Source organism: Streptomyces sp. NPDC015345 (assembly GCF_043078805.1).
Taxonomy (GTDB): Bacteria; Actinomycetota; Actinomycetes; order Streptomycetales; family Streptomycetaceae; genus Streptomyces.
On the sequence record NZ_JBIBTX010000010.1, the window covers coordinates 270,683 to 296,483 of the forward strand.

Here is a 25,801-nt window from a genome sequence, read left to right on the forward strand (position 1 = left end):
GCGCCGGTCTCGAACTCGTGCTCGTCCACGGGCTCCATTGTGCCGCCCGCCCCGGGGGGTTCGATCCCCCCGGAGCGGGCGGTGCGGGGCATGGCCCGTCAGGCGACCTCCGTGACGGTGCCCGCGCCGACGGTGCGGCCGCCCTCGCGGATGGCGAAGCCGAGGCCGGTCTCCAGCGGCACGTCACGGCCCAGCTCGACCGTCATGGTGACCGTCTCGCCGGGGCGGGCCACGGCCGCCTCGCCGAGGTCCACGTCACCGACCACGTCCGCGGTGCGGATGTAGAACTGCGGCCGGTACCCCGTGGCGATCGGTGTCGTACGGCCGCCCTCGCGGGTCGACAGGACGTACACCTGCGCGGTGAAGCGCCGCCGTGGGCTCACGCTGCCGGGCGCCGCGACCACATGGCCCCGGCGGACGGCGTCACGTGGCAGACCGCGCAGCAGCAGCGCCACGTTGTCCCCGGCCTGCGCCTCCTCCATGGGCTTGCCGAAGGTCTCCAGGCCGGTGACCACCGTCTCGGTGTCCGCGCCGAGCACCTCCACGCGGTCGCCGAGGCGGACGGTGCCGCGCTCGACGGCGCCGGTGACGACGGTGCCGCGCCCGGTGATGGTGAGCACGTTCTCGACGGGCAGCAGGAACGGCGCGTCGAGATAGCGCTCGGGCATCGGTACGTACGTGTCCACCGCGTCCAGCAGTGCCTCGATCGCACCCGTCCACCGGGGGGCGCCCTCCAGCGCCTTGAGCCCGGAGACCCGTACGACCGGGACGGAGTCGCCCCCGTACCCGTGCCGGGAGAGCAGGTCACGGACCTCCAGTTCCACGAGGTCGGTCAGCTCCTCATCCCCGGCGTCGGCCTTGTTGAGGGCGACGACGATGTGGTCGACGCCGACCTGCCGGGCGAGGAGCACGTGCTCGGCGGTCTGCGGCATGATGCCGTCGAGCGCCGAGACGACGAGGATGGCCCCGTCGAGCTGGGCGGCGCCGGTGACCATGTTCTTCACGTAGTCGGCGTGGCCGGGCATGTCCACGTGCGCGTAGTGCCGGGTGTCCGTCTCGTACTCGACGTGCGCGATGTTGATGGTGATGCCGCGCTGCGCCTCCTCCGGCGCGCGGTCGATGCGGTCGAAGGGGACGAACGTGCCGGTGCCGCGCTCGCTGAGGACCTTGGTGATGGCGGCGGTCAACGTCGTCTTGCCGTGGTCGACGTGCCCCATGGTGCCGATGTTGAGGTGCGGTTTCGTGCGGACGTAAGCCGTCTTGGGCATGGTGGTTCCTTCTCGGAACTCGAAGCTGCTGCCCCGGACCGGCGGTGTGCGCCTGGTCGGGACGGGGACCCCGGGGGCCGTACCGACCCTCCCCCTGCGGGGTCCGCCGGAGTGTCCGGGGAGGGTCAGCTTCGGGCGCCGCCGAAGGCGTCGGGAGCGTCGACGGCAGCCTTCGCAGCGCCCGCGACTGCGGGCGTGGCTGCGAGGAAGGCGTACCGGAACATGGCTCTGATCCTGGCCGACACGAGTCACGCACGTCGAATGAATTTCGCCGAACGGGACGAGGTGAGCGCCCGGTTGCCGCCGCGCCTCCCCCCTCCCCCTCCCGGCCGGTTCAGAGGTTCTTCAGCGCCTCCCGCACCGACAGCGGCGCGAGCCGGTCCCGCTCGCGCTCGACGAAGGCGCGTACCGCGTTCGGATCGGTCTTGGCGTACTCGCGCAGACACCAGCCGATCGCCTTGCGGACGAAGAAGTCGGGGTGCCCCGACCGGCGCAGGCAGTAGGCGAAGAGACGCTCGGCGTCCGTCGCCTCCTTGTGGCGCAGCTGGTGCAGGAGCGCCGTGCGGGCCACCCACATGTCCTCGTCCTCGATCCACTCGTCCATGTCGGCGCGCAGGCGCGGGTCGGCGGCGACGAGCCCTCCGACGACGTGCGCGGCGAGCAGGTCGACGGTGTCCCACCAGGGGCGCGTGGTCACGAGGTGGCGTACGACGGGCAGAGAACCGGATGAGCACCGCTTCACGTGGCGGCGCAGATAGTCCACCGCGAAGTAGGCGTACTCCCGCTCGGGCAGCTCCCAGCAGCGCAGCGCGATGGCCGCGCAGTCCGCCTCGTCGGGGCGGGGCATGCCGGCGAGGACGGCGCGGGACAGCTCGCGGCGCGCGGGCGAGGCGAGGCCGAGGAAGGGGGCGACGTCCTTCATGTACGTACGCATACGCGCCGCCTGCCGGGGGTCGGCCGCCGAGGCGTACGTCACGACAAGCCGGTCGAGCACCGCGTCGGCCAGGTCACTTCTCGGGACTGTGACGCTCATGAGACGCACCATACGGCGATCAGACACATTGGCCGGTTAGTCTTCCCGGATGTTCGAGACCGCAACCGCCCGGCCACAGGGCCTCGCCGTGCGCTGCGCCAGGGCGCTGCTCTCGCCGTGGTCGCGGCTGTCGCTGCTCGTGGTGCTCCTCGCGGCGGCGGGCACGTGCGTGCTGCTGTTCGAGCCGCAGCGGCTCCTGTCCGACGGCTGGCCCGCGCAGTTGGGCGGCGCGACGGCGGTGGCCCTGTTCGCGGTGGCGTACGGGGTGTGCACCGCCGCGTTCGTGCCACGGCCGCTGCTCAATCTGGCGGCGGGCGCGCTCTTCGGTTCGCAGGCGGGTCTCGTCGCGGCGATCGCCGGCACGGTGTTCGGTGCCGGGATCGCCTTCGGGCTCGGCAGGATGCTGGGCCAGGACGCGCTGCGGCCGCTGCTGCGGGGGCGCTGGCTGAAGGCGGCGGACGGCCAGTTCAGCCGGCACGGCTTCCGGTCGATGCTGGCCGTGCGGCTCTTCCCGGGGGTGCCGTTCGCCGCCGCCAACTACTGCGCGGCGGTCTCCCGCATGGGCTGGCTGCCGTTCCTTCTCGCCACGGGCCTCGGGTCGATCCCGAACACGGCGGCGTACGTCATCGCGGGCGCCCGGGCCTCGACGCCGACGTCGCCCGCCTTCCTGATCGCGATGGGGTTCATCGCGGTGACGGGCCTTGGCGGGGCGACGGTCGCGTGGTTCAAGCGCCACCACTTCCGCGGCCCCCGCTGAGGCCGGCTTCGGCTTCGCGGGGGCCGGCCAGGCCGTCAGAGCGCTTCGAGGACCGTGGCGTTGGCGAGTCCGCCCGCCTCGCACATGGTCTGCAACGCGTACCGGGCGCCGCGGGCGCGCATCGCGTGGACGAGCGTGGTCATCAGGCGGGTCCCGCTGGCGCCCAGCGGGTGGCCGAGCGCGATGGCGCCGCCGTGCACGTTGACCTTCTCGGGGTCGGCGCCGGTCTCCTGCAACCAGGCCAGGACGACGCTCGCGAAGGCCTCGTTGACCTCGAAGAGATCGATGTCGTCGAGGGTGAGTGACGCCTTGCGCAGCACCTTCTCGGTGGCGGGCAGGATGCCGGTGAGCATGAGGAGCGGGTCGGAGCCGGTGACGGCGAAGCTGTGCAGGCGGGCGAGCGGGCGCAGGCCGAGCCTTGCCGCGTGCTCGCTGGTGGTGATGAGGACGGCGGAGGCGCCGTCGTTGACGGGGCTGGAGTTGCCCGCCGTGACCGACCAGTCGATCTGCGGGAAGCGCTCGCCGAAGCCCGGGTCGTAGTAGGCGGGCTTGAGGCCGGCGAGGACCTCGGGCGTGGTGGCGGGGCGTACCGACTCGTCGCGGGTCAGGCCCGCGATCGGCGCGGTCTCGGCGTCGAAGAGGCCCGCGTCCCAGGCGCGCGCGGCCCGCTGGTGCGAGGTGGTGGCGAAGGCGTCCATGCGCTCGCGCCCGAGGGACCACTTGGCGGCGATCAGCTCGGCGCTGATGCCCTGCGGGACCAGGCCCTCCGGATAGCGTTCGGCGATGCCGGGCCCGAACGGATCGGCCCCGGCGGGCACGTTCGACCACATCGGCACGCGGCTCATCGACTCCACACCGCAGGCCACGACCATGTCGTACGCCCCCGACATGACGCCCTGCGCCGCGAAGTGCACGGCCTGCTGGGAGGAGCCGCACTGCCGGTCGACGGTGGTCGCGGGCACGGACTCGGGGAAGCCGGCCGAGAGGACGGCGTAGCGCGTGGTGTTCATGGCCTGCTCGGCGACCTGGTCGACGGTGCCGCCGATCACGTCGTCGACCAGGGCGGGGTCGATACCGCTGCGTTCGACGAGGGTGCGCAGGGTGTGGGCGAGGAGTTCCACGGGGTGGACGCCGGCGAGGGCGCCATTGGGCTTGCCCTTGCCGACGGGGGTGCGTACGGCTTCGACGATGACGGCGTCACGCATGATGCGGGCCTCTTTCGGCTACCGGAGCTGCTGGACCGCCGGGCTCCCGGCCCGGGGCTACCAGTGAGTAGGAAATCTGGACTCACCATAGCCCTATGAGTTGGAAAATCAAACCCTCTCCTTCCCGCCCCCTAGACTGCCCGCATGAAGGATCCGCGCCCCTGCTCCATCGCCGACGCCCTCGCCCTCGTCGGCGAGAAGTACTCGCTGCTCGTGCTGCGCGAGGTGTGCCTCGGCAACGAACGCTTCGACCAGCTCGTACGCAACATCGGCGCGCCCCGCGACATCCTCGCGACGCGCCTTCGCCGGCTGGTGGAGGCGGGGATCCTGGAGAAGGTCGCCTACAGCGAGCGCCCGCAGCGCTTCCGGTACCGGCCCACGCCGGCCGGCCTCGAACTGGAGCCGGTCCTGATGACGCTCATGGCGTGGGGCGACCGCCATCTACGCGGTGACGGGGACCGGCCGATGGTCCTGGAGCACACCTGCGGCCACGAGCTGGTCCCGGTGGTCACGTGCTCGGCCTGCGGCGACGCGGTCCACCACGAGGACCTCACCGCGCATCCCCAGACCCCGGGGTGGACGACGACGGGCCCCTCGGCGGCGTAGGGCGGCGCCGGGGCCCGCGAGCCGCCCGGCGGCCGAAGACGGCCCTCCCCCCATCCCCGTAACCCAGGGCCGCTACGCTGCCCCACGACGAGGGGGGTGATCTCGGTGGCCCCTCTCGCGTTCCCGGCGTTCCGCCTCTCCGGAGCCCGCCTCGCCCACGCCTCCCGCACGCTTCCCGCACACCCCAGCACGCCCCTCTATGACCGCTACGACCGCTACGACCGCTTCAGTGGTCCGATGATCAGTACTTGGACGGCGCAGTTCTCATGTCTTGGTTTGAATCCTTCATCCTCGGGCTCGTCCAGGGACTGACCGAGTTCCTCCCGATCTCCTCCAGCGCGCACCTGCGGCTGACGGCGGCGTTCGCCGGCTGGCACGACCCGGGCGCGGCGTTCACGGCGATCACGCAGATCGGCACCGAGACGGCCGTGCTGATCTACTTCCGCAAGGACATCGCGCGGATCGTGTCCGCGTGGTTCGGCTCACTCCTCGGGAGGGTGCCGCGCTCGGACCACGACGCACAGATGGGCTGGCTGGTCATCGTCGGCTCGATCCCGATCGGCGTCCTCGGCGTGACGTTCAAGGACCAGATCGAGGGCCCCTTCCGCGACCTGCGGCTGATCGCCACCACGCTGATCGTGATGGGCGTGGTCCTCGGCATCGCCGACCGCCTGGCGGCCCGCGACGAGACCGGCGGCAGGCACCGCGCCGTACGCCACCGCAAGGGCCTCAAGGAGCTGGGCGTCAGGGACGGCCTGATCTTCGGCATCTGCCAGGCGATGGCCCTGATCCCGGGCGTCTCCCGCTCCGGCGCCACGATCAGCGGCGGCCTCCTCATGGGGTACACCCGCGAGGCGGCGGCGCGCTACTCGTTCCTCCTGGCGATCCCCGCCGTCCTCGCCTCCGGCGTCTTCGAGCTGAAGGACGCGGGCGAGGGCCATGTCTCCTGGGGCCCGACGATCTTCGCCACGATCATCGCGTTCGTGGTCGGCTACGCGGTCATCGCGTGGTTCATGAAGTTCATCACGACCAAGAGTTTCATGCCGTTCGTCTACTACCGGATCCTGCTCGGCATCGTCCTGGTGGTGCTGGTCAGCATGGGTGTGCTGAGCCCGCATGCGGGGGAATCGGCGGGGTGACCGGGCTCTGTACGTGCAGGTTTCCGGCCGTGCCCTGCTGGTAGCGCACGGTGCCTTCGAAGCACTGCTTCCAGCCAGGCGTGTGTTAGCCCCCGCAAGGACTCATAGTCGCAGTCGAAAACTGTATCGCTGCCGCTACCAGGCTTGGGCGGCGCTGCGCAGCGCCGTGTGCGCGTCCCGGCTCCGCTCCCGTCCTGCGTCGAGAGCGGCTTCGACGTCGTCGGTGAACCGGCCGTCCCGTACGTCTCCCAGGGTGATGTCACCCAGGTCGATGGCCGACCACGCGGCCTCGACCGCGATGGCGGTCAGCTCCGGGTCGGTCACGGTCAGCGCCAGGCGGTCGAAGGCCGCGGTGACGGCCGAGCGGGCTCGGTACAGGTCGGCCCGGGCCTCCCTGCCCAGGGGCATGCCGTCGCGTAGATCGGCGACCTGGAGCCAGTACTGCTCGCGGAACGCCAGGGCGGCGGCGAGCAGCTGTGCGGTGGCATCGAGGACCCGCTGGCGGTGCTCGAGGGCGCGGGCGCGGCGGTCCGTCCAGTGTGCGGTGAGGCCGGCCAGGGCGGCGCCGCCCAGTGTGCCGAGCACCGCGATCAGGGTGGACCACATCTGCCTCTCCTCCGTTCCGGCTGCGGCGCGCCTCGGCAGGCGCGCGCGAAGATCCGGATCGTAGCGTCGGAGAGTGTCGACGAGGGCAGGAACGGCGAGACCCCGCCGCGTCGGGGACGCGCTCGGGGTCGTGGGTGCCCTGGTCTCAGGACTGCGGGCGGCGGCCGTGGTTGGCCGCGTGCTTACGGCGGGACTTCTTCTTGCGGCGTCGCTTCGAGGACATGGAGCCACCTCTTCCGGATAGGAACCACGGGTTCCGCCAGAGAGCGGTGGTTCGGGTCGGAACCACCGCTACGGCGGGGACCGCTGAGTCGCTTTCCACCGTTCCATACGGATATGGAGGCGGCGACCCGGGAGCGGAGGCCGGGGCCGATCACCTGGCGGAGGTGTGCGGTAGCTGACAGTTCCGATTGTCGTACCCATCCCCTAGGCTTGGCGTCATGCCCTTAACCCCACCGACCCATGGTTCCGTGCGCTCTTCCGTGGAACTGAACGAGCGCATACGCGGCCTGTGGCTGCGCGCGGGCGGCCGCCTCACGTCCGAACAGCGCAGGGAGTACGAACAGCTCGTGACGGAGTGGGCGGCGGCGGTCCGTGCCGAGATGGTGAAGGCCGCCTGACGCGCGGCGCTGCCGGCCGACCAGCCGGGGGAACGCAAGAGTCACGCCTGCCGGGCCACGGTCCGCTCCCGGCGGTGGGAGCGGACCGGCCGACCGGCGTCACCGCCGGCGCAGGCCGCCCAGGAACCGCTGGGCCTGGGCCCGTCGCCGCGGATCGGCGGAGGCGCGACGCACCTGTGCGACGGTGCGTCGGCCCTGAGGGCTCTGGACGAACTGCTTGATCTTCGTCATCAGTCCTGGCATGTCGTTCTCCTATGACGCGAGTAGCGAGCGGTCCGTGCACCCTCCGTGTACCCGCTGAAGCGCCGTACGGACATTGTCGAAGGGACAGTTCTGCCACGACCACGTTTCCGTTGCCCCGCCGCCCCGCCGCCTCTTCCTCCCTGCACACCCCTTGGCGCGGCACCTCCCGTGCCCAACACTGAGCCGATGACGCAGCGCGTGGAACTCGCCGCCGTGATCGACCGGTTGGCCATCGATGCCCTCATCACCGAGTACGCGGTGACCGTCGACGACGGTGACTGGGACGCCTACCAGCAGTTGTTCGCCCCTGGAGGGCGCGCCGACTACCGCTCCGCCGGCGGCATCGAGGGAGACGCCGCCGAGGTGGCCGCCTGGCTGACCGAGACGATGCGGATGTTCCCGATGCGCCAGCACCTGATCGTCAACCGCCGACTGGAGTTCGGCACGCTGGACCAGGACATCGGTGACTCCGCGCGCGTACGGGCCGACTATGTGAACCCCATGCGGTTCGCGGCCCCTCCGGGAGGCACCAAGCCTTCCTCCGCGCCCGACTTCGTCTGCGGCGGGCGGTACGCCTTCGCGCTGCTGCGTACGCACGGCGGCTGGCGGCTTCGCGAGGTGGCGGTGCGGGAGAAGTGGCGCCGCGTCGGCGACCGACCGCGCGCGACGCCCGCCAAGGACTGACGCCGAGCGCCCCTCTGCACGCCCTCCGGCCACCCCGGTCTCTGCTCGCGCCATCCGAACAAATGCCCACTGTTCTAGATCGTCGGCGGCGCGCACACTGGGTACACGTCCGGGCGTCGGGGATCTAGGGAGGCGCTGCATGGATCAGTTCGGCGACGACCGGCGGTGGCGGCTTCGGGCCCGCGCCGAGCGGCTGCTCGCGTCACGGCGCCGGCGGGGCGGCATCGCCGTCCTGGCCGGGGCGCTGCCCGCCCTCGCGTTCCCCGCGCCGTCGCTGTGGTGGTTCGCGTACGTGGCGCTGGTCCCCTGGATGCTCCTGGCCCGCACGGCCCCGACCGGGCGGCGGGCCATGGTCGACGGCTGGCTCGGCGGCCTCGGCTTCATGGTCGCCGTACACCACTGGCTGCTGCCGAGCCTGCATGTGTTCACGATCGTCATAGCCGCGCTGCTCGGCCTGTTGTGGGCGCCCTGGGGCTGGCTGGTGCGGCGGCTCCTCGGCGGCATACCGACGCCGGGCCACGCGGCGGTCGCGCTGGTGGCCCTCCCCTCGGGCTGGCTGATGGTCGAACTGGTCAGGTCGTGGCAGGGGTTGGGCGGCCCCTGGGGTCTGCTCGGCTCCAGCCAGTGGCAGCTGACCCCGGCTCTGCGGCTCGCCTCCGTGGGCGGCGTCTGGCTGGTCAGCGCGCTGGTGGTGGCCGTCAACGTGGGGTTCGCGCTGCTGATCGTCGCCTGGGCCCGGGGCAGGGGACTGGCGGGGGACCCGAAGCCCGCCTCCCCGGCGACGATCCCGAAGCCGGCCTCCCGCCCGGTGTCCGCGAAACCCGCCTCCCCCGCGGCCCCCACCCCCGCCGGGCTCGTCACGCCCGCCCTCGCCGGGCTCGCCACCATCGCCGTCGTGACCGCCGCGGTCTCGGCCTGGGCCCCACGGCCGGATGCGGCGGGGCAGATCCGGGTCGCCGTCGTGCAGCCCGGGGTCATCAACGGCATCGCGGGCCCCGAGAAGCGGTTCGCCCGCGAGGAGGAGCTGACCCGCTCCCTCGCCGGGCGGGACCTGGACCTGGTCGTCTGGGGCGAGAGCAGCGTCGGCTTCGACCTGGCGGACCGGCCCGACGTGGCCCGCCGCATCGCCGCGCTCTCCCGCGACGTCGGCGCCGACATCCTGGTGAACGTCGACGCGCGCCGCTCCGACCGGCCCGGCATCTTCAAGAGCTCCGTGCTCGTCGGCCCGGACGGGCCGACCGGCGACCGCTACGACAAGATGCGGCTCGTGCCCTTCGGGGAGTACATACCGGCGCGCTCCCTCCTCGGCTGGGCGACCTCCGTCGGCAAGGCCGCGGGCGAGGACCGCAGGCGCGGCGGCCGCCAAGTGGTGATGGACGCGGGCCACGGCCTGCGGGTGGGGCCGCTGGTCTGCTTCGAGTCGGCGTTCCCCGACATGAGCAGGCAGCTCACCCGAGACGGGGCCCGACTGCTGATCGCCCAGTCCGCCACGTCGTCGTTCCAGGCCAGCTGGGCGCCCGAGCAGCACGCCTCGCTCGCGGCGGTGCGCGCCGCCGAGACGGGCCGCCCGATGGTGCACGCCACCCTCACCGGCGTCTCCGCGGTGCACGCCGCGGACGGTTCACGCGTCGGGGAACCGCTCGGCACCTCCGCGAGCGCCGCCGCGGTCTACGACATACCGCTGGCCGAGGGCGTCACCGCGTACGTCCGGTGGGGCGACTGGCCGGTGCACGGCGCGCTCCTGGTGCTCGCGGCGCTCTGCGCGGCCGAGGGCGCGCGCGCCCTCAGGCGCCCTGTCCCTGAGCGGCGAGGACCACGCGCTCGCACAGTTCATGGGTCGCCAGCGCATCCCGGGCGCTGAGGACCTTCTCCGCGCGCACGGCGTCGAGGAAGGCGAGGACGACCTGCTCGATGCCGCGCTGCCTGGCCACCGGCACCCAGTCGCCGCGCCGCCGCACGGTGGGCTGCCCCTTGTGGTCGATGACGTCGGCGAGGTTGACCACCTGCCGCTTGCTGTCCTGCCCGGAGACCTCGAGGATCTCCTCCGTCGAGCCGCTGAGCCGGTTCATCACACCGATCGCCGTGAAGCCGTCACCCGCCAGTTGCAGCACGACGTGCTCAATGAGCCCGTCGACGACCCGGGCGCGCACGCCCACGTCGTCGACCGGCCCGGGCACCAGGAAGCGCAGCGTGTCCACGACATGGATGAAGTCGTCGAGCACGAGCGTGCGCGGGTCCTCGGGCAGCCCGACGCGGTTCTTCTGCATCAGGATCAGGTCGCGCGGGTGGTCGGCGCACTGGGCGTAACCGGGCGCGTAGCGGCGGTTGAAGCCGACGGCGAGGCTGACGCCACGGTCCTCGGCGAGGCGGACGAGGCGCTCGGAGTCGGCGAGTTCGTAGGCGAGGGGCTTGTCGACGTACGTCGGTACGCCCGCCTCGATGAGCCGCGTGACGATCTCGGGGTGCACTGCGGTCGGCGCGTGCACGAAGGCGGCGTCGAGACCCTGGGCGAGCAGCGCGTCCAGGTCGGTGTGGCAGTGGGCGTCCGGGACGTGGTGGACGCCGGCGACGCGGGCGAGCGTCGCGGGCGTGCGGGTCTGGAGGTGCAGCTCGACCCCGGGCTGGGCGGTGAGGACGGGCAGATACGCCTTCTGCGCGATGTCACCCAATCCGATGCAGCCGATCTTCACCATGGTCTCCCTCACGTCTCCCTCACCTTTGCCGCCGGCCTGCCGCGGGTCTGCCGTCGGCCTGCCGCCGTGCCGAGCTCGCGCCCCGTGCCCCGTGCCGTCCGCGCGAAGGCCCCTGTGGTCGTTCCCGCAGCATACGGGGCCTGCGGCGGTCACCGACCGGCGATGGCGGCGAAGCCGCGCAGCATGAGGTCCGGGCCGAGCTGCGGGCGGCCGTGGAGATGAGGGCGTCGCGTACGGCGATGGGCAGGGCTCGTGAGGGAGGCGGGTCAGCCGGGAAGCGCACGACTCACCCCACGACGCCCGTGGCGCGAGGGGAACCTCGCCGCACTGTAAGCGGCGAGGCTCACCGCGAGGCCGCCACCGGGCGCCGTAGGGCTCATGAGGGGGCAGGCCGGCCGGGAGACACGCGACCCGCCCCACGACGCCCCTGGCCCAGGGGGGAACATCACCACGCTGTCAGCGGCGAGGCCCGCCGCGAAGTCGCCCGCCGGGCGCCTAGTGGTGCGGCACGCGGCCTCGGGCTGGGGCCAGACCCACGCGTCCGCACGGCACGCCCCGTCACCCGTGCGGGGCATCCTCTTCCGCGTTTCGACCCCAAGGGGCGCCCGGGCACGGAGAGTTGTGCGGATGCACAGATCGACGACCACCACCGCCGCCGCGCTTCTCGTCTCCGTGGCCGTCTCGGCCACCGCCTCCGGCTGCGTGAGCGTCGAGCGGCCGCCCCGGTCCGCCCCCGCCGCGACCACCGCGGCGCCCGCCGCGCCCCGCACGGACGGGAGAAGCAGGCCGCAGATCGAGCAGGCTCCCGCCCGCGAGGCGCTGGTGAGCGCGGGCCCGCCCCGCCGCCCCGCTTCCCGGAGCCCCGCCGCCGTCGCCCGCACCTCCGCACCGGCACCCCGCCCCGAGCAGCCGCAACCACAGCCGCCGCCGGTGCGCAGGCCCCCCGCCGCCCGGCCCGACGCGGGCGCCACCCGACCCGCCCCGTCCCTGCCGCCGCCCGCCACGGACATCTGCGCGCTCGGCGAGGCCTACGGAGGCTGGCGGCCGGGCAGCCCCGAGTCGGACATCTGCCGGGATGTGTACGGGCGTTGACGCGTACGAGCGTTGCTGCGTACGGGCGTTGACGTGGACGGGCGTCGAGGTCGGGCCAAAGCTCCCGGCCTCTGCGCGGCGGCTCCGGGAGTCCCGGGCCGGACACGCGGCGGCGACACCCCCGTGTCCGCCGCTGCGCGCCCGCGATCCCGTGAACCCCCGAAGCCGTCCCCCACCCCCCCCGGCCCGACCCCCGTCACTCCTCCTCGCTGCCCTCCCCCACCTCCCGCTCCAGCCTCGCGATGGCCGCCTTGATGCCGTTTCCGTATCCGTCGTCCTCCAGCGCGCCGACCGCGCCGCGGGCCCGGCGCAGGTGACTGCGGGCGGCTTCGGGGCGGCCGAGCTTCAAGTAGTCCGCCGCGAGGTTGAGGTGCAGGGAAGGGTAGAAGCCGCGCACCGCGAGCGACTGGTGGTGTTCGGCCACGCGGGCGTCCGTGAGCTCGTCCGCCGCCGACAACGCCCGCAGGTCCCAGGCCAGTTCCGCCGAGGGGTCCTCCTGCGTGTCCGCCATGTAGTGCGCGAGGGTGCACCGGTGCAGCGGGTCGCCGTCCTCGCCGATCTCCCCCCACAGACCGAGGAAGCGGCCCTGCGCCTCCTCGCGGTCGCCGCCGTGATGCAACATGACCGCCTGCCCGATCCGCGTCATCATCGCGTCTTCCGCCGTCTGCTCCTGCTGCTCCGTCACCGGGTCCTCCGTGGTCGTGCGGCCATCGCCCCCATCCCTCACGACGCTAGCGGCCACCACTGACAATCGCGGTCAGGCACGTTCGGCGAAGGCGGCGCTCACGCGTACCGCTGGGCCAGCCCGGTGACGCTTTTGGCCACTGCGGCGCGGAGCGCGGGCGGCCCGAGCACCTCCGCCTCCAGGCCGAGCCGGAGGATGTCGCTCACGGCCACCGGCAGCTCCTCCACTTCGAGGTCGACCTCCGCCCAGCCCTCCGCGTCGGCCTCACCCGCGCCCTCCACGGCCCGCGCCCCCGCCGCGCCGAACATCGCGGGCAGCAGCCTCAGCCCGGATCGGGAGACCCTCAGCCGCGCGGTACTCCGTAGCACCCGCGCCTCCAGGCCACGCGAGGCCTCCTCCCAGTACGCCGCCAGGTCGAACCCGGCGGGGCGCACGCAGGGCTCCTCCGCCACCGTCACCGTCAGGAACCGCGAGACCCGATACGTACGTACGTTGTCGTCGGCGGACGCCACGAGGTACCAGTTGCCCGCCTTGAGCACCAGCCCCAAGGGGTGCAGTTCCCGGTCGACCTCGCCGCCCCAGCGCCGGTAGCGCGCCGTCAACACTCGCTCGCGCCACACGGCTTCGGCGATCACGGCGAGCCGCGGCGCCGGCTCGGCCGTGCGGAACCACGCCGCCGCGTCGAGATGGAATCGCTCCTTGATGCGCCGCGACCGCTCCCCGAGGCCCGTGGGCAGCGCGGCGGCCAACTTCAGCTGCGCGGTGGCCAGTTCCGCGCCGAGGCCGAGGTCGGCCGCGGCCCCCGGCATGCCGGCGAGGGCGAGGGAGTCGGCCTCGTCGTCGGTGAGGCCCGTCAGCCGGGTGCGGTAACCGTCGAGCAGCCGGAAGCCGCCCGCCGGGCCCCGCTCGGCGTAGACCGGCACCCCCGAGGCGGTGAGCGCCTCGGCGTCCCGGTAGACGGTCCTGACCGAGACCTCAAGCTCCTCGGCGAGTTCGGGCGCGGTCATGCGCCCGCGGTTCTGGAGCAGCAGGAGGAGGGCGAGAAGGCGGTCGGCGCGCATGGCCCCCAGTCTGCCCCGATACCTGACAGAAGGTGTCAGGTACGCACGGCAGAGTCCTCCTCACGGCGACACAACTGATCGTTTCCAGGAGGATCCACATGACCGCGAACACCGGCAGCACCGGCAGCACCATCGACACCGTCGGCACCGGGAGCACCGTCGGCACCTTCACCTTCGCCGACTGGGACGAGCGGCCGGTCGCCGGCGCGGAGGGCGGCGTCCGCATCACCCACGCCGCCGTCGTCAACGACTACTCCGGGGCCATCGAGGCGGCGGGCACCTCCTGCCAGTACACCATCGCGTACACGAGCGAGACGACGGGCGCGTACGTCGGCTATGAGTTCATCGACGGCATGCTCGACGGGCGCAAGGGCTCGTTCATCATCGAGCAGCGCGGTTCGTTCCTGGACGACGCCATCGAGTGCGCCTTCACCGTGCTGCCCGGCTCCGCCACCGGTGAACTGGCCGGACTCACCGGGACCGGCACGTTCACCGCGCGGTACGGGGAGAAGTCCACCCCGTACGCGTTCGACTACACGGTCGGCGCGGGCTAGGGCCTGTCTGACAATTCCCGTCGTCGCCCGGAGGGCGGCCTCGCGGCGTCAGGTGCGTGCTCTCGGCGTGCCGGGCGTAGGGCCTCGTACTGGATGTACTTGGCTCTGCGCCCGGTGCGGCGAGAGTGCGTGCATGGCGTCGCGAGGCAGGCGGGAATTGTCAGACAGGCCCTAGGTCAGCCGAGGTCGGGGATCCGCCAGTCGATCGGGTCGTGCCCCTGCGCGGCCACCGCTTCGTTGATCTGCGTGAAGGGGCGCGAACCGAAGAACTTCTTCGCGGACAGCGGCGAGGGGTGCGCGCCCTTCACGACGGCGTGGCGCTCCTCGTCGATGAGCGGGAGCTTCTTCTGGGCGTAGTTCCCCCACAGGACGAAGACGGCGGGGTCGGGGCGCTCGGCCACCGCGCGGATCACCGCGTCGGTGAACTTCTCCCAGCCCTTGCCCTTGTGGGAATTGGCCTCACCGGCGCGGACCGTGAGGACCGCGTTCAGGAGCAGGACGCCCTGCTCGGCCCACGGCATCAAGTAGCCGTTGTCCGGCACGGGGTGGCCGAGCTCCGCCTGCATCTCCTTGTAGATGTTCCTCAGGGAGGGCGGGGTCTTCACGCCGGGGCGCACGGAGAAGCACAGGCCGTGGCCCTGGCCCGCGCCGTGGTAGGGGTCCTGGCCGAGGACCAGGACCTTCACGCGCTCGTAGGGCGTCGCGTCGAGGGCGGCGAAGACCTCCTCGCGCGGAGGGTAGACGGGGCCTGCCGCCCGCTCCCGCTCGACGAACTCGGTGAGCTCCTTGAAGTAGGACTTCTGGAGCTCCTCGCCGAGGACTCCGCGCCAGGACGCGGGCAGCATGGCGATGTCGGTCACGTCAACAACCTCCGGTGTGCGGTCACTTCTCACGGAAGAACCTACCGGCGCCCACTGACAATCGGACCGGCGCCCTGTTTCCCCTGGCCCGGCCGCCTCTTCCCGACCGGCCGGCCCTGCTACCAGCTCGTCTTGCGCTGGAGTTCCCACATCATCATGATCGCCGAGGGGTCGAGGGCTCGCTCGCCGCCCGCTATCTCCTCGCTGGACATGATGTACTGCTTGCCCTGCCAGAGCGGGAGCAGCCTGACGTCCTCGACGAGGATCTCCTGGGCCCGCTCGAAGTCGTCGATCACCGCGCCCCGGTCGGTCTCCCTGCGCTCGCGCGGCAGCACCTCGTCGGTGATCTCCTTGGACACGTACGGCGTGTTGTGCACGTTCTTCGGGCCGACGAACGGCGCGATGTAGTTGTCCGCGTCGGGGAAGTCCGGGAACCATCCGCGTCCGAAGACCGGGTACCCGCCCTTGCTGTAGCCGTCCTGGAACTCGGTCCACGGGCGGCTCTTGAGCGTGATCCGGAAGAGCCCGGAGGCCTCGAGCTGCCGTTTGATCTCGGCGAACTCCGGCGCGGTGGCCGATCCGTAGCGGTCGCTGGTGTACCAGAGCGTGAGCGGGACGGGCGCGGTGATGCCGGCGTCGGTGAGGATCTTCCTGGCCTTGGCCGTGCTGGGGTTCCCGTAGTCGTCGAAGAACCCGGTGGCGTGGCCCGTGAGGCCCCTGGGCACCATCGAGTAGAGCGGCTCGACGGTGTCCTTGTAGATCTTGTGGGCGATGGCGGCCCGGTCGACGAGTTGCGCGAAGGCCCGCCGGACCGGGAGCTTGCGCGCCCAGGGGTCCTTGGTGTTGAACACCAGGTAGCGGATCTCGGTGCCCGCGCCCTCGACGAGTTCGATGTCCTGCTCGCGCCGGCCCCTGTTCTGCATGGCGACGATGTCCTCGGCGGCCAGGCCGCGGAAGGTGACGTCGATCTGCTTCTTCTTGAGGGCGTCGACCATCGCCGACGACTTCTTGAAGTAGCGGATGGTGACGGCGTCGTTCTTGACGTCGGCCGCACCCTTGTAGTTGCTGTTCTTGACCAGCTCGGCCTTCTCGTTGGGGGTGTACGCCTCCAGGGTGTACGGCCCCGAGCCGGTGATCCGATCGCCCGTGCGGAGCTTGTCGGCCGGGTAGTCCCCGGGGTCGACGATCGACATGGCGGGCGCCGACAGCACGAACGGGAACGTCGCGTCCGCCTTCTTGAGGCGGAAGACGACGGTCCGGTCCCCCTTGGTGGTGACCGTGTCGAGCGAGCCGAGCAGCCCCATGGGGCCGCCCTTCACCACACCCTTGGCCTCAAGGGTCCGCATCCGGTCGAAGGAGTACTTGACGGCCGCCGCGTCCAGTGTGTCGCCGTCGGAGAACGTCAGCCCTTCACGCAGCTCACAGGTGAACACCTTGTTCGAGGCGTCCGAGAACTCACACGACTCGGCGGCGTCCGGCTCCGGCTCGGTGGCCCCCGAAGGGAAGCTGAGCAGGGTCTGGAAGACGTTCCGGTAGAGCTCCCACGAGCTGTCCCAGGCCTTGGCCGGATCCAGGGTGCTGGGCGCGCTCATCGTGCCGACGGTGATCAGCTCTTCCTCGTCCGGCCCGTCGGAGGGCAGCATCCCGCAGCCGACCAGCAGGGACATGGACGCGAACGCCGACACCGGACGCAGACCCCTCATACGCTTCGCAAGGGGAACTTCACTGAACACGCGCACGCTCCTCGATCGGCCATGCCATGGGGTCGGGAGACAATATCGCAGTGCCCCGCCGGGCCAACCCATGGCGCCGACAGGGCACTTGATGCGCGTGTACGTCGCTTTTGGCGGCGTACCCGGTGGTTGTGCGGGCTTCGTCAGCCGACGCCCGCATTGAGGAAGATGCCGCCATCGACCACGAGTGTCTGGCCGGTGATCCAGTCGGACTGGGCGGAGGTGAGGAAGGCGGCCGCACCGCCGATGTCCTCGGGAACGCCGAGCCTGCCGAGCGGGTAGGAGGCGGCGGCCTCCGCCTCACGGCCCTCGTAGAGCGCCTGGGCGAACTTGGTCTTGACGACCGCGGGGGCGATGGAGTTCACGCGCACCTTCGGCGCGAACTCGTGCGCCAGCTGGAGGCTGAGGTTGACCATGGCGGCCTTGCTCATTCCGTACGCCCCGATGAAGGGCGAGGCGGAGACGCCGGCGACGGAGGCGATGTTCACGATCGCGCCGCCGTTCTCGCTCTGCCACGCCTTCCAGGTCTGCTGCGCGAAGCCGAGCGCCGAGATGACGTTGGTCTCGTACACCTTGCGCGCCACGCTGAGGTCGAGTTCGGCGATCGGGCCGAACACCGGGTTCGTACCGGCGTTGTTGATCAGGAAGTCGACCCGGCCGAACGCCTCCATCATGCGCTCGACGGCGACGGCCTGGTGCGCCTCGTCGTGGGCCTTGCCCGCGACGCCGATGACCCGGTCGGAGCCGAGCTTCTCGACGGCTTCCTTGAGGGCGTCCTCGTTGCGTCCGGTGATGCAGACGCGGTCGCCGCGGGCGACCAGTGCCTCGGCGATGCCGTAGCCGATGCCGCGGCTCGCGCCGGTGACGAGCGCGGCCTTCCCGCTGTCCCGTACCGCGCCGTCCCGTGCCGCGCTGTTCTGTGCTGCCATGATCTCCGCCTTCCGGATCAGTTGAGCGGGCCGCCGGCGACGTACATGACCTGCCCGGAGACGAAGCCCGCGTCGTCGCCCGTGAAGAAGGCGATGGCGTTGGCGATGTCCTCGGGGCGGCCGACGCGCTGCACCGGGATCTGCGTGGCGGCGGCGGCCTGGAACTCCTCGAAGTCCATGCCGACGCGGTCCGCCGTGGCCTTGGTCATCTCGGTGACGATGAAGCCGGGGGCGACGGAGTTGGCGGTGACGCCGAACTTGCCGAGCTCCTTGGCCAGGGTCTTGGTGAAGCCCTGGAGTCCGGCCTTGGCGGCGGCGTAGTTGACCTGGCCGCGGTTGCCGAGCGCGGAGGACGAGGAGAGGTTCACGATCCGGCCGAAATTCGCGTCCACCATGTGCTTCTGGCAGGCCTTCGACATCAGGAAGGCGCCGCGCAGGTGCACGTTCATGACCGTGTCCCAGTCGCTCGCGCTCATCTTGAAGAGGAGGTTGTCGCGCAGCACACCGGCGTTGTTGACGAGGATCGTCGGCGCGCCGAGCTCCTGGGCGATACGGGCGACCGCGGCCTCGACCTGGGCCTCGTCGGAGACGTCGCAGCCGACCGCGAGCGCCTTGCCGCCGGCCGCGGTGATCCGCTCGACGGTGTCCTTGCAGGCGGCCTCGTCGAGGTCGATGACGGCCACGGCGCGGCCCTCGGCGGCAAGCCGTACGGCGGTGGCCGCACCGATGCCTCGCGCTCCTCCGGTCACGACCGCGACACGCTGCTCAGTGGTGGACATGCTGGTTCTCCTCGCCCTTGGGATGCGGCTCTACGGAATGCGGCTCTGATGCTGCTCCACGGTACGCCCCCACGGTGAGCGACCGCTTAGTACCTTCAGCTGGACGAGACGCTAGAAGCCCTGGCACCGGGTGTCAACGGCAGACAGGCGAGCTGTGACGCGATACCTCACCAAGCGTTACCTGACCAACAGGCCGAGCAGGCGGTCCACCTCGGCCACGGGATCCGCCGTCAGACCGGTGTGCACGGGGCCCGGCTGCACCACCGTGGAGCGCGGCGCGATGAGCCAGCGGAAGCGGCGCCCCGCGTCGTCGCGCTCCGCCTGGCCCGCGGCCTCGCCGCCCTCACAGATCCGTTCGACGGCGCGGAGCGCGGCCCGGACACCCTCGACATCGGCGGCGGGGTCGAGCGCCCGCAGCTTGCCCTCGTCGAGATGGGTGCGGGCGGCCACGTACGCCTTGGCGCGGCAGTAGACCACCACGCCCGCGTTGAACTGCTCGCCGCGCTCCACGCGCGGCACCACGCGCACCAGCGCGTACTCGAAGACGTCCCGCTGCGTCACTTGGTGGCACCCTTCTTCGGCCGCGGCTCGCCGAGGGCGATCCGTTCGTGGATGGTCCCGGCGCGCGGCAGCAGCGCCGACACGTAGGCACGGCGTACGTCGTCCGGGTTCTCGAAGCCCGGCTCGTCGAGCAGCCACGCGTCGGGCACCTCGGCGGTGACCTCGGTGAGCAGGTCCTCGGTGACGAGCGGGGCGAGTTCGGCGGCGGCCGACGCGATGTCGGGTCCGTAGGGGGCGAGGACGTGGTCGGAGGCGTCGTACGGCTTGGTGGCCGCGGTCTGGGCGGTGCGCCAGTTGTGGTGCCAGATCATGCTGGCGCCGTGGTCGATCAGCCACAGGTCGCCGTGCCACAGGAGCAGGTTGGGATTGCGCCAGGAGCGGTCCACGTTGTTGATCAGGGCGTCGAACCAGACGACGCGGCCCGCCTCGGCCGGGTCCACGTCGTGGGCGAGGGGGTCGAAGCCGAGCGCGCCCGAGAGGAAGTCCATGCCGAGGTTGGCACCGCCGCTCGACTTCAGGAGTTCCTGCACCTCCTGGTCGGGTTCGCCGAGGCCGATGACGGGGTCGAGCATGATCTGGACGAGCCGCGGCACGCGCAGCCCCAGGCGGCGCGCCAGCTCCCCGCAGATCACCTCGGCGACGAGCGTCTTGCGGCCCTGGCCCGCCCCGGTGAACTTCATGACGTACGTCGCGTACGCGCCGTGGGCGTCGGCGGCCTCTACGACGCCGGGCAGCGATCCGCCCTCCCGCAGGGGCGTGACGTAGCGGACCGCGGTGACTTCGGTGAGCATCGCCCCAGGTTACTTGCGGGGCGGAGCTGTTCGATCACCTTCCCCGGGTGCGCTCTCGGACCGGGCTTGCGAGGAAGTCCCCGGGCGTTTGAACGCGGCGGCGCGCGGGGCCGTACCACCGGGCATGACGACTTCCGACGAACCCTTCTCCCGGCCCCGCCGCCGCACCGTCGTGGCCACGATCGGCGGCGCGGGGCTCGCCGCCGCCCTGACCGCGTGCGGCGGCGACAGTGACAGCGGCGACGGCTCCACCGCACCGGCGGGCGCGGAGTCCTCCGGTGGCGGCGACGGGGTCACCGGGACCGTGCTCGCCAGGACGGCGGACATCCCCGTGGGCGGCGGCAAGATCTTCAAGGAGGAAGGAGTGGTGGTCACCCAGCCCACCAAGGGCGAGTTCAAGGCCTTCTCGAACCTCTGCACCCACAAGCGGTGCCCGGTGACGAGCGTCGAAGGGGGCACCATCAACTGCCCTTGTCACGGCAGCAAGTTCTCCATCACCGACGGCGGCGTCGAGCAGAAGCCGGCGACGCGTCCGCTGCCGGCGGCCGAGATCTCCGTGGACGGTGACTCGATCCGGCTCGCCTAGACCGTCGGGCCCGCGCCGCACTCCCCTGCCGGGGCGGGCCCGACGAGCAGCGCCACCAGGCGCTCCACCCGCTCCCGGGGACCGAAGTCCCCACCCGGGCCGGTCATGAGGAGATGGTGGACGGTGCCGACGAGCGCGAGCGCGGCGGCCGCGGTGTCCGTGGCCGCCGCGAGCCGTCCGCGCCGCACCTCGGCGTCCAGGTAGGCGGTGACCGACTCCTCGATGGCCGCGAAGCCGGGCGCGCCCTCGGCCAGCGCCGTGCGGATCCGCAGGGCCGCGTCCGCGCGCGTCATGGCCAGGCCCACGACGGTGGGGTCCAAGGAGCCCAGCAGGGCCAGCGCGACCGTGGTGAGGTTCTCCGGCACGGTCGACCGGCCCGCCAGGGCCGGCAGTTCGGCGGCCCGGCGCGCGGTGCGGGCGAAGCGGTCGAGGACCAGCTCCGCGACGAACGCGTCAAGGCCCTCGAAATGCGTGTGCAGCACCCCCTTGGCGCACCCCGCCTCACCCGTGACGGCCCTGCTCGTCAGGGCCGCCGGGCCCTCGCGGGCCAGTACGCGCTCGGCGGCGTCGAACAGCCGCTCGCGCAGGCCGGGGATCGCGACTCCGCGCGGTGACATGCACTTCTCCTGCGTAGGGGATTGCCAGTATGGGCGCTCGCCCATACTGTTTGGGCGAGCGCCCATACTAGCCCGGCGCCACACCGTGGCCAAGGCCACGTCTCCCAGGAGGCAGTCCATGGAGCAGATGGAGCAGACCGCCAACCCCGAGCAGGCGCAGGCGTGGAACGGCTACGAAGGCCACCATTGGGCCCGTAACCAAGACCGCTGGGACGCCGTGAACGCGGGCTTCACGGAGCCCCTCCTGGCGGCCGCGGCACTGGTCGGCGGCGACCGCGTCCTGGACGTGGGCTGCGGCGCCGGGGCCACGACCCGGCAGGCCGCGCGGCGGGTGGGCGAAGGCCACGCCCTGGGGCTCGACCTGTCGGAGCCGATGCTGGAGCGCGCCCGGGCCCTCGCCCGTCGAGAAGGGCTCGGCAATGTGGCGTTCGCGCAGGGCGACGCCCAAGTCCACCGCTTCGAGCCTGGCACGTACGACGTCGCGATCAGCCGTTTCGGCGTGATGTTCTTCGGCGACCCGGTCGCCGCGTTCACCAACATCGCGGGAGCCCTGCGCCCCGGCGGCCGCGCCGCCTTCGTCTGCGCCGCCGAGGCCGAGGGCAGCGAGTGGCTCCAGGCCGTGGCGGGCCTGCGCGACATCCTGCCGATCGGTGGCTTCGGCGAACCGGGCGGCCCCGGCATGTTCTCGCTGGCCGACCCGGAGCGCACGCGCGGCATCCTGGCCGCCGCGGGGTTCGTCCGGCTCGGCGTCAGGCACGTCGAGGCGTACGGCGTCTGGGGCCGGGACGCCGACGAGGCGGCCGCCTTCCTGCTGGGCTCCGGCCCCGGCCACCACCTGCTCGCCCAGGTCGGTCCAGCGGACCAGGAGCGCGCCCGCCGCACCCTCACGGACCTGCTGCGCCCGTACGAGCGTGACGGCGCGCTGCGGCTGCGGAGCACCGCCTGGCTGGTGACGGCCGAACGCCCGCGGTAGCGGGAAGGCCGTGGGGCGGCCGACCGGCGCCTACGCCCCGCGCGGCCGCTTCCACACGCCCAGTACGTCCTGCGTGCTCGCGACGGTGGCGACCAGCGCGAGGGTGTTGCGGACCATCGCGGGCGTGTAGTCGGCGGGGACCCCCGCGATGGCGTCGGCGGGCACGACGGCGGTGTAGCCGAGGTTCACCGCGTCGAACACGGCGTTGGGGATCGCGACGTTGGCGGAGACGCCGGTGACCAGGAGGGTGCGGCAGCCGAGGTTGCGCAGCAGCGGGTCGACGCCGGTTCCCGCGAGCGGCGAGAGGCCGTGCAGGCGGCGTACGACGAGGTCCTCGTCGGCCACCTCGATGGGCGGCGCGATCCGCACGGCCCTCGTCCCGGAGAGCTGCTGCACGGGCAGCCGCTCGGCGGCGCGGAAGAGCCGTGCGTTGTGGTTGGCCCCGCGCCCGTCGGGACGCCGCTCGGCGACCGCGTGCACGACCTGGACGCCGCTGTGGTGGGCCGCGATCACCAGCCGCGCCACATTGGCGAGGGCGCCGGACGACCGTGCCTCCTCGGCGAGTTCGGGCAGCGCGCTCTCGGTGCCCACGACACCCTGCTGGCACTCGACGGTCAGCAGGACGGTGGTCGCCGGGTCGAGGACCTCCCTGAGCTGTTCGTACGACGGCATGGCTCCCCCTGTCGCGGACGTCCGGAGCGGTCGGCCCCCGGCGGCGGCCGGTGCCCGGAATCCGCGCGAGGGTAACGGCCATTGCGTCACGAAGGAAGAGCCCGCATGCTCTCCTGACGCACAGTCAGGTACGGATCATGGGTACGCGTCATGCCACGTCACTCGGGAGGACACATGGCCGTCACGCAGCGCCGGGGCCGCAGGATCATGATGACGCCGGACGAACTCGACGCATTCCTCTCCACGGAGCGCACCTGCCGGGTGGCGACGGTCTCCGCCGACGGCGCCCCGCACGCCAGCACGCTCTGGTTCGCCTGGGACGGCAGGTCGCTGTGGCTGTATTCGATCACCCGCAGCAAGCGCTGGGCCGATCTGCGCCGGGATCAGCGGATCGCCGTGGTGATCGACACGGGCGAGGAGTACGGCGAGCTGCGCGGCGTCGAGCTGTCCGGCACCGCGGAATTCGTCGGGGAGTCCCCGCGCACGGGTGAGCCGTGCCCCGAACTCGACGTCCCGGAGCGGCTGTTCGCCCGCAAGCTGTTCGGCCTGGACGAGATGCCGCACGACGGCCGCCACGCGTGGATCCGGCTCACGCCGGACGCGATCGCCTCCTGGGACTTCCGCAAGCTGGCGGGGCTTTAGGTGGGGCTTGCTTCAGGCGGGCTGCTTCAGGCGGGGCTTGCTTCAGGCGGGCTGCTTCAGGTGAGGCTTGCTTCAGGCCGGCTGCTTCAGGCGGGGCTTGCTTCAGGCGGGTGCTCGCGCCGGGAGGCCTAGCGGAGGCCCGCTCCGGCCGCCCGCAGCGCCTCCGCCGCGGCCCTGACCGACGGGCGGCGGTCCGCGTCCGCCCGCCACACCACGTACACATGGCGCCGCACCCGGTGCCGCACCGGGACCGTGCGCACCCCGGTCGGCATCGGGTCGCGCCCCAACTGCGGGGCCACGCAGACGCCGAGGCTGGCCGCGACCAGGGCGAGCTGGGTGTGGTGCTCCTCGGCGCGGTGCGCGATGCGCGGTTCGATGCCCTTGCCGCGCAGCGTGAACATCAGCCACTCATGGCAGAACTCGCCCTCCGCCCAGGTGATCCACTCGTCGTCCGCGAACTCCTCCAGATCCACTTCGGAGCGGTCCGCGAGGGGATGCGCGGCGGGCATCGCGATGTCGGCGGGGTCGTCCAGGAGCGGCGCCTTGATCAGGCCGTCCGGGATCGGCAGCGGTTTGTTGTACCAGTCGAGAACGACCGCCATGTCGATGTCGCCGCGCACCACGGCCGACACCCCGGGCGACGGCTCCAACTCGTGACAGCCGACCCGCAGCCCCGGATGCTCGGCGCGGAGTGCGGCGAGTGTGGCGGGCAGCAGGCCGCGCATGGCCGTGGGGAACGCCGAGATCCGCAGCTCGCCGACCGCCTTGCCGCGCTGCTCCTCCAGGTCGGCCTGGGCGAGCGCCACCTGCGACAGGATCCGCGCGGCGTGCTCGGCGAGCAGCCGCCCCGCGTCGGTCAGGCGTACGCCCCGGCCGTTCTTGGCCAGGAGCTGCTGGCCGACCTCCCGCTCCAGCTTCGTCATCTGCTGCGACACGGCGGAGGTCGTGACGTGCAGGCCCGCGGCGGCTCCGCTGACCGAGCCGTGCCGGGCGAGGGCGTCGAGCGTGCGCAGGCGCTCCAGGTTCAGCATGGGCAGGACTCCGGGGATGAGGGCTGGGGTCGGGGCAGGACGGAAGGGAAGCCCACCCTCGACATATAAGCGATGCTACGCGATACCGCGCAAAAAATATCGCTTGTGCTACGAGATCATCGGGGCCCATCGTGGAAGCCATGAGTACCCCGCCCCCACACTCCCGCACGGCCGCCGCCACCGCCGCACCCTCGGCGCGACCGCCCGGCCGCCCCGCCCTCGACTGGCGCATTCGCTTCGGCATCCTCTCGCTGATCTGGGGTTTCAGCTTCCTGCTGATCAAGGTGGGCACGGAGGCGTACGCACCCTTCCAAGTGACTCTGGGGCGGCTGGTGTTCGGCACGGCCGTGGTCGCGGCCGTACTCGCCGTGAAGCGGGAGCGGCTGCCGCGCGGGGCGCGGACCTGGCTGCACCTGGCGGTGGCGGCGCTGTTCCTCAACGCCCTGCCGTTCTCCCTCTTCGCATACGCGGAGCTGACGATCCCCTCGACGCTCGCCGGGATCTGCAACGCGACGTCGCCGCTGTGGGGCATGGCCCTGTCGCTCGTCGCGCTCTCCGAGGACCGCCCGACCCGGCGCCGCGTCGCGGGCCTGGGCATCGGCTTCTTCGGGGTGCTCACGGTGCTGGGCGCCTGGCAGGGCTTCAGCGGTCTCGACGTCACCGGCACGGTACTGGCGCTGCTCGCCTCGCTCAGCTACCCGATCGGCTGGATCTACGTCCGCCGCACCCTGGCCGGCGCGGGCCACTCGAACCTCTCCCTGACGGGCGCGCAGTTGTTGCTGGCGACGGTCGAACTGGCCGTGGTCACGCCGTTGTTCACCTCGATGCCGACGAGCTTCCCGGTCATGCCGCTGCTGGCGATCGTGGCGCTGGGCGCCCTCGGCACGGGGCTCGCCTTCCTGTTGCAGTACGCCCTGGTCTCCGAGGTCGGTCCGACCACCGCCCAGATGGTCACGTACTTCGTCCCGGTCATCGCGACCGCCGCGGGCGTGGCCGTGCTCGGCGAGTCCCTGAGCTGGTCGACGCCGGTCGGCGCGGTGATCGTCCTGGCAGGCGCGGCACTCACCCAGTCCCGACCACGCATCGCGACGCCACCCCAGCCGGACACGCATCCCACCACTGAACGACCACCGAGCCCCGCACCCCACCAGAGGCTCAGGTCCCGGCACTGAACACCACCGAGCCCCGCACCCCACCAGAGGCTCAGGTCCCACCACTGAACGCCGCCGAGCCCCGCGCCCCACCAGAGGCTCAGGTCCCGGTACTGAACACCACCGAGACCCGCGCCCCACCAGGGGCGCGGGGAACTGCGCGAGCAACCACACACAACCCGCACTCGCCAAAGCACAAACCCCGGCAGACACAACCGCGCCCCAACGCC

General features: G+C 72.1%; 29 protein-coding genes. 12 read left to right on the forward strand and 17 right to left on the reverse strand.

Annotation, left to right across the window (positions count from 1 at the left end; genetic code table 11):
- Nucleotides 1–98: 98 nt before the first annotated feature.
- Both tuf and ACF062_RS34195 read right to left on the reverse strand, forming a co-directional pair.
- Nucleotides 99–1,268: an elongation factor Tu gene (tuf, locus tag ACF062_RS34190; RefSeq protein WP_392143461.1), complete on the reverse strand. Its 1,170-nt coding sequence runs from the start codon at nucleotides 1,266–1,268 to the stop codon at nucleotides 99–101.
- 334 nt (nucleotides 1,269–1,602) lie between these two features.
- Nucleotides 1,603–2,301, reverse strand: a complete 699-nt coding sequence (locus ACF062_RS34195; protein WP_392143462.1) for a DNA alkylation repair protein — start codon at nucleotides 2,299–2,301, stop codon at nucleotides 1,603–1,605.
- A 49-nt stretch (nucleotides 2,302–2,350) separates the two neighbouring features.
- On the opposite strand from ACF062_RS34195, the gene ACF062_RS34200 reads away from it, so the two are divergent.
- Nucleotides 2,351–3,058: a TVP38/TMEM64 family protein gene (locus ACF062_RS34200; RefSeq protein ID WP_392143463.1), complete on the forward strand. Its 708-nt coding sequence runs from the start codon at nucleotides 2,351–2,353 to the stop codon at nucleotides 3,056–3,058.
- A 35-nt stretch (nucleotides 3,059–3,093) separates the two neighbouring features.
- Here the strand turns inward: ACF062_RS34200 and ACF062_RS34205 are convergent, their stop codons facing one another.
- Nucleotides 3,094–4,263 carry a thiolase family protein gene (locus ACF062_RS34205; RefSeq protein WP_392143464.1) on the reverse strand — a complete coding sequence of 390 codons (1,170 nt, stop codon included), beginning with the start codon at nucleotides 4,261–4,263 and terminating at the stop codon, nucleotides 3,094–3,096.
- A gap of 144 nt (nucleotides 4,264–4,407) precedes the next feature.
- Between ACF062_RS34205 and ACF062_RS34210 the strand changes: the two genes are divergently transcribed.
- Both ACF062_RS34210 and ACF062_RS34215 read left to right on the forward strand, forming a co-directional pair.
- A complete protein-coding gene (locus tag ACF062_RS34210; protein WP_392143465.1) occupies nucleotides 4,408–4,869 on the forward strand; it encodes a winged helix-turn-helix transcriptional regulator in 462 nt (153 codons plus the stop codon).
- Between the two features lie 266 nt (nucleotides 4,870–5,135).
- Nucleotides 5,136–6,008, forward strand: coding sequence for an undecaprenyl-diphosphate phosphatase (locus tag ACF062_RS34215; RefSeq protein WP_392143466.1), 873 nt, complete (start codon nucleotides 5,136–5,138; stop codon nucleotides 6,006–6,008).
- Between the two features lie 135 nt (nucleotides 6,009–6,143).
- Here ACF062_RS34215 and ACF062_RS34220 read toward each other — a convergent pair whose 3' ends face one another.
- A complete protein-coding gene (locus ACF062_RS34220; RefSeq protein WP_392143467.1) occupies nucleotides 6,144–6,614 on the reverse strand; it encodes a hypothetical protein in 471 nt (156 codons plus the stop codon).
- Between the two features lie 440 nt (nucleotides 6,615–7,054).
- Here ACF062_RS34220 and ACF062_RS34225 point away from each other — a divergent pair, with 440 nt between their 5' ends.
- Entirely contained in the window at nucleotides 7,055–7,234 is a 180-nt protein-coding gene (locus ACF062_RS34225; RefSeq protein ID WP_392143468.1) for a hypothetical protein, read from the forward strand.
- 99 nt (nucleotides 7,235–7,333) lie between these two features.
- Here the strand turns inward: ACF062_RS34225 and ACF062_RS34230 are convergent, their stop codons facing one another.
- Entirely contained in the window at nucleotides 7,334–7,477 is a 144-nt protein-coding gene (locus ACF062_RS34230; protein ID WP_167515894.1) for a hypothetical protein, read from the reverse strand.
- A gap of 186 nt (nucleotides 7,478–7,663) precedes the next feature.
- Between ACF062_RS34230 and ACF062_RS34235 the strand changes: the two genes are divergently transcribed.
- Both ACF062_RS34235 and lnt read left to right on the forward strand, forming a co-directional pair.
- Nucleotides 7,664–8,161 (forward strand): nuclear transport factor 2 family protein, encoded by a 498-nt coding sequence (locus tag ACF062_RS34235; RefSeq protein ID WP_392143469.1) that lies wholly within the window; start codon nucleotides 7,664–7,666, stop codon nucleotides 8,159–8,161.
- A 139-nt stretch (nucleotides 8,162–8,300) separates the two neighbouring features.
- Nucleotides 8,301–10,022: an apolipoprotein N-acyltransferase gene (gene lnt, locus ACF062_RS34240; protein WP_392143470.1), complete on the forward strand. Its 1,722-nt coding sequence runs from the start codon at nucleotides 8,301–8,303 to the stop codon at nucleotides 10,020–10,022.
- Here lnt and ACF062_RS34245 read toward each other — a convergent pair.
- Nucleotides 9,946–10,851 (reverse strand): Gfo/Idh/MocA family protein, encoded by a 906-nt coding sequence (locus tag ACF062_RS34245; RefSeq protein ID WP_392143525.1) that lies wholly within the window; start codon nucleotides 10,849–10,851, stop codon nucleotides 9,946–9,948. The genes lnt and ACF062_RS34245 overlap by 77 nt on opposite strands.
- 630 nt (nucleotides 10,852–11,481) lie before the next feature.
- Between ACF062_RS34245 and ACF062_RS34250 the strand changes: the two genes are divergently transcribed.
- Nucleotides 11,482–11,946, forward strand: a complete 465-nt coding sequence (locus ACF062_RS34250; RefSeq protein WP_392143471.1) for a hypothetical protein — start codon at nucleotides 11,482–11,484, stop codon at nucleotides 11,944–11,946.
- A gap of 196 nt (nucleotides 11,947–12,142) precedes the next feature.
- On the opposite strand, the gene ACF062_RS34255 is transcribed toward ACF062_RS34250, so the two are convergent.
- Together ACF062_RS34255 and ACF062_RS34260 are read right to left on the reverse strand one after the other, a co-directional pair.
- Nucleotides 12,143–12,631: a hypothetical protein gene (locus tag ACF062_RS34255; RefSeq protein ID WP_223773395.1), complete on the reverse strand. Its 489-nt coding sequence runs from the start codon at nucleotides 12,629–12,631 to the stop codon at nucleotides 12,143–12,145.
- Nucleotides 12,632–12,729: 98 nt separating this feature from the next.
- Nucleotides 12,730–13,692: a helix-turn-helix transcriptional regulator gene (locus ACF062_RS34260; protein ID WP_392143472.1), complete on the reverse strand. Its 963-nt coding sequence runs from the start codon at nucleotides 13,690–13,692 to the stop codon at nucleotides 12,730–12,732.
- 98 nt (nucleotides 13,693–13,790) lie between these two features.
- Between ACF062_RS34260 and ACF062_RS34265 the strand changes: the two genes are divergently transcribed.
- Entirely contained in the window at nucleotides 13,791–14,246 is a 456-nt protein-coding gene (locus ACF062_RS34265; RefSeq protein WP_392143473.1) for a DUF3224 domain-containing protein, read from the forward strand.
- Between the two features lie 176 nt (nucleotides 14,247–14,422).
- On the opposite strand, the gene ung is transcribed toward ACF062_RS34265, so the two are convergent.
- The 6 genes from ung to ACF062_RS34295 form a co-directional block, all read right to left on the reverse strand.
- Nucleotides 14,423–15,106, reverse strand: a complete 684-nt coding sequence (ung, locus tag ACF062_RS34270; RefSeq protein ID WP_392143474.1) for a uracil-DNA glycosylase — start codon at nucleotides 15,104–15,106, stop codon at nucleotides 14,423–14,425.
- Nucleotides 15,107–15,225: 119 nt separating this feature from the next.
- Nucleotides 15,226–16,809, reverse strand: coding sequence for an ABC transporter substrate-binding protein (locus ACF062_RS34275; protein ID WP_392143475.1), 1,584 nt, complete (start codon nucleotides 16,807–16,809; stop codon nucleotides 15,226–15,228).
- Between the two features lie 173 nt (nucleotides 16,810–16,982).
- Nucleotides 16,983–17,768, reverse strand: a complete 786-nt coding sequence (locus ACF062_RS34280; protein WP_392143476.1) for an SDR family oxidoreductase — start codon at nucleotides 17,766–17,768, stop codon at nucleotides 16,983–16,985.
- A gap of 17 nt (nucleotides 17,769–17,785) precedes the next feature.
- The gene (fabG, locus tag ACF062_RS34285) at nucleotides 17,786–18,547 is read right to left on the reverse strand and encodes a 3-oxoacyl-ACP reductase FabG (protein WP_223773401.1); all 762 of its coding nucleotides are present in this window, start codon (nucleotides 18,545–18,547) and stop codon (nucleotides 17,786–17,788) included.
- Nucleotides 18,548–18,724: 177 nt separating this feature from the next.
- A complete protein-coding gene (locus ACF062_RS34290) occupies nucleotides 18,725–19,108 on the reverse strand; it encodes a DUF3037 domain-containing protein (RefSeq protein ID WP_392143477.1) in 384 nt (127 codons plus the stop codon).
- Nucleotides 19,105–19,899 carry a HipA family kinase gene (locus ACF062_RS34295; protein ID WP_392143478.1) on the reverse strand — a complete coding sequence of 265 codons (795 nt, stop codon included), beginning with the start codon at nucleotides 19,897–19,899 and terminating at the stop codon, nucleotides 19,105–19,107. The genes ACF062_RS34290 and ACF062_RS34295 overlap by 4 nt, the downstream gene beginning before the upstream one ends.
- 124 nt (nucleotides 19,900–20,023) lie before the next feature.
- Between ACF062_RS34295 and ACF062_RS34300 the strand changes: the two genes are divergently transcribed.
- Nucleotides 20,024–20,485, forward strand: coding sequence for a Rieske (2Fe-2S) protein (locus tag ACF062_RS34300; protein WP_392143479.1), 462 nt, complete (start codon nucleotides 20,024–20,026; stop codon nucleotides 20,483–20,485).
- Here ACF062_RS34300 and ACF062_RS34305 read toward each other — a convergent pair.
- Nucleotides 20,482–21,102, reverse strand: a complete 621-nt coding sequence (locus ACF062_RS34305) for a TetR family transcriptional regulator (RefSeq protein WP_392143480.1) — start codon at nucleotides 21,100–21,102, stop codon at nucleotides 20,482–20,484. The genes ACF062_RS34300 and ACF062_RS34305 overlap by 4 nt on opposite strands.
- Before the next feature lie 127 nt (nucleotides 21,103–21,229).
- Between ACF062_RS34305 and ACF062_RS34310 the strand changes: the two genes are divergently transcribed.
- Nucleotides 21,230–22,075 (forward strand): class I SAM-dependent methyltransferase, encoded by an 846-nt coding sequence (locus tag ACF062_RS34310; protein WP_392143526.1) that lies wholly within the window; start codon nucleotides 21,230–21,232, stop codon nucleotides 22,073–22,075.
- A 30-nt stretch (nucleotides 22,076–22,105) separates the two neighbouring features.
- Here the strand turns inward: ACF062_RS34310 and ACF062_RS34315 are convergent, their stop codons facing one another.
- A complete protein-coding gene (locus ACF062_RS34315; protein ID WP_392143481.1) occupies nucleotides 22,106–22,747 on the reverse strand; it encodes an isochorismatase family protein in 642 nt (213 codons plus the stop codon).
- 174 nt (nucleotides 22,748–22,921) lie between these two features.
- Between ACF062_RS34315 and ACF062_RS34320 the strand changes: the two genes are divergently transcribed.
- A complete protein-coding gene (locus tag ACF062_RS34320; protein ID WP_392143482.1) occupies nucleotides 22,922–23,389 on the forward strand; it encodes a pyridoxamine 5'-phosphate oxidase family protein in 468 nt (155 codons plus the stop codon).
- Nucleotides 23,390–23,517: 128 nt separating this feature from the next.
- Here ACF062_RS34320 and ACF062_RS34325 read toward each other — a convergent pair whose 3' ends face one another.
- Nucleotides 23,518–24,420: a LysR family transcriptional regulator gene (locus ACF062_RS34325; protein ID WP_392143483.1), complete on the reverse strand. Its 903-nt coding sequence runs from the start codon at nucleotides 24,418–24,420 to the stop codon at nucleotides 23,518–23,520.
- Between the two features lie 140 nt (nucleotides 24,421–24,560).
- Here ACF062_RS34325 and ACF062_RS34330 point away from each other — a divergent pair, with 140 nt between their 5' ends.
- Nucleotides 24,561–25,592, forward strand: a complete 1,032-nt coding sequence (locus ACF062_RS34330; RefSeq protein WP_392143484.1) for a DMT family transporter — start codon at nucleotides 24,561–24,563, stop codon at nucleotides 25,590–25,592.
- The last annotated feature ends 209 nt before the right edge of the window (nucleotides 25,593–25,801 follow it).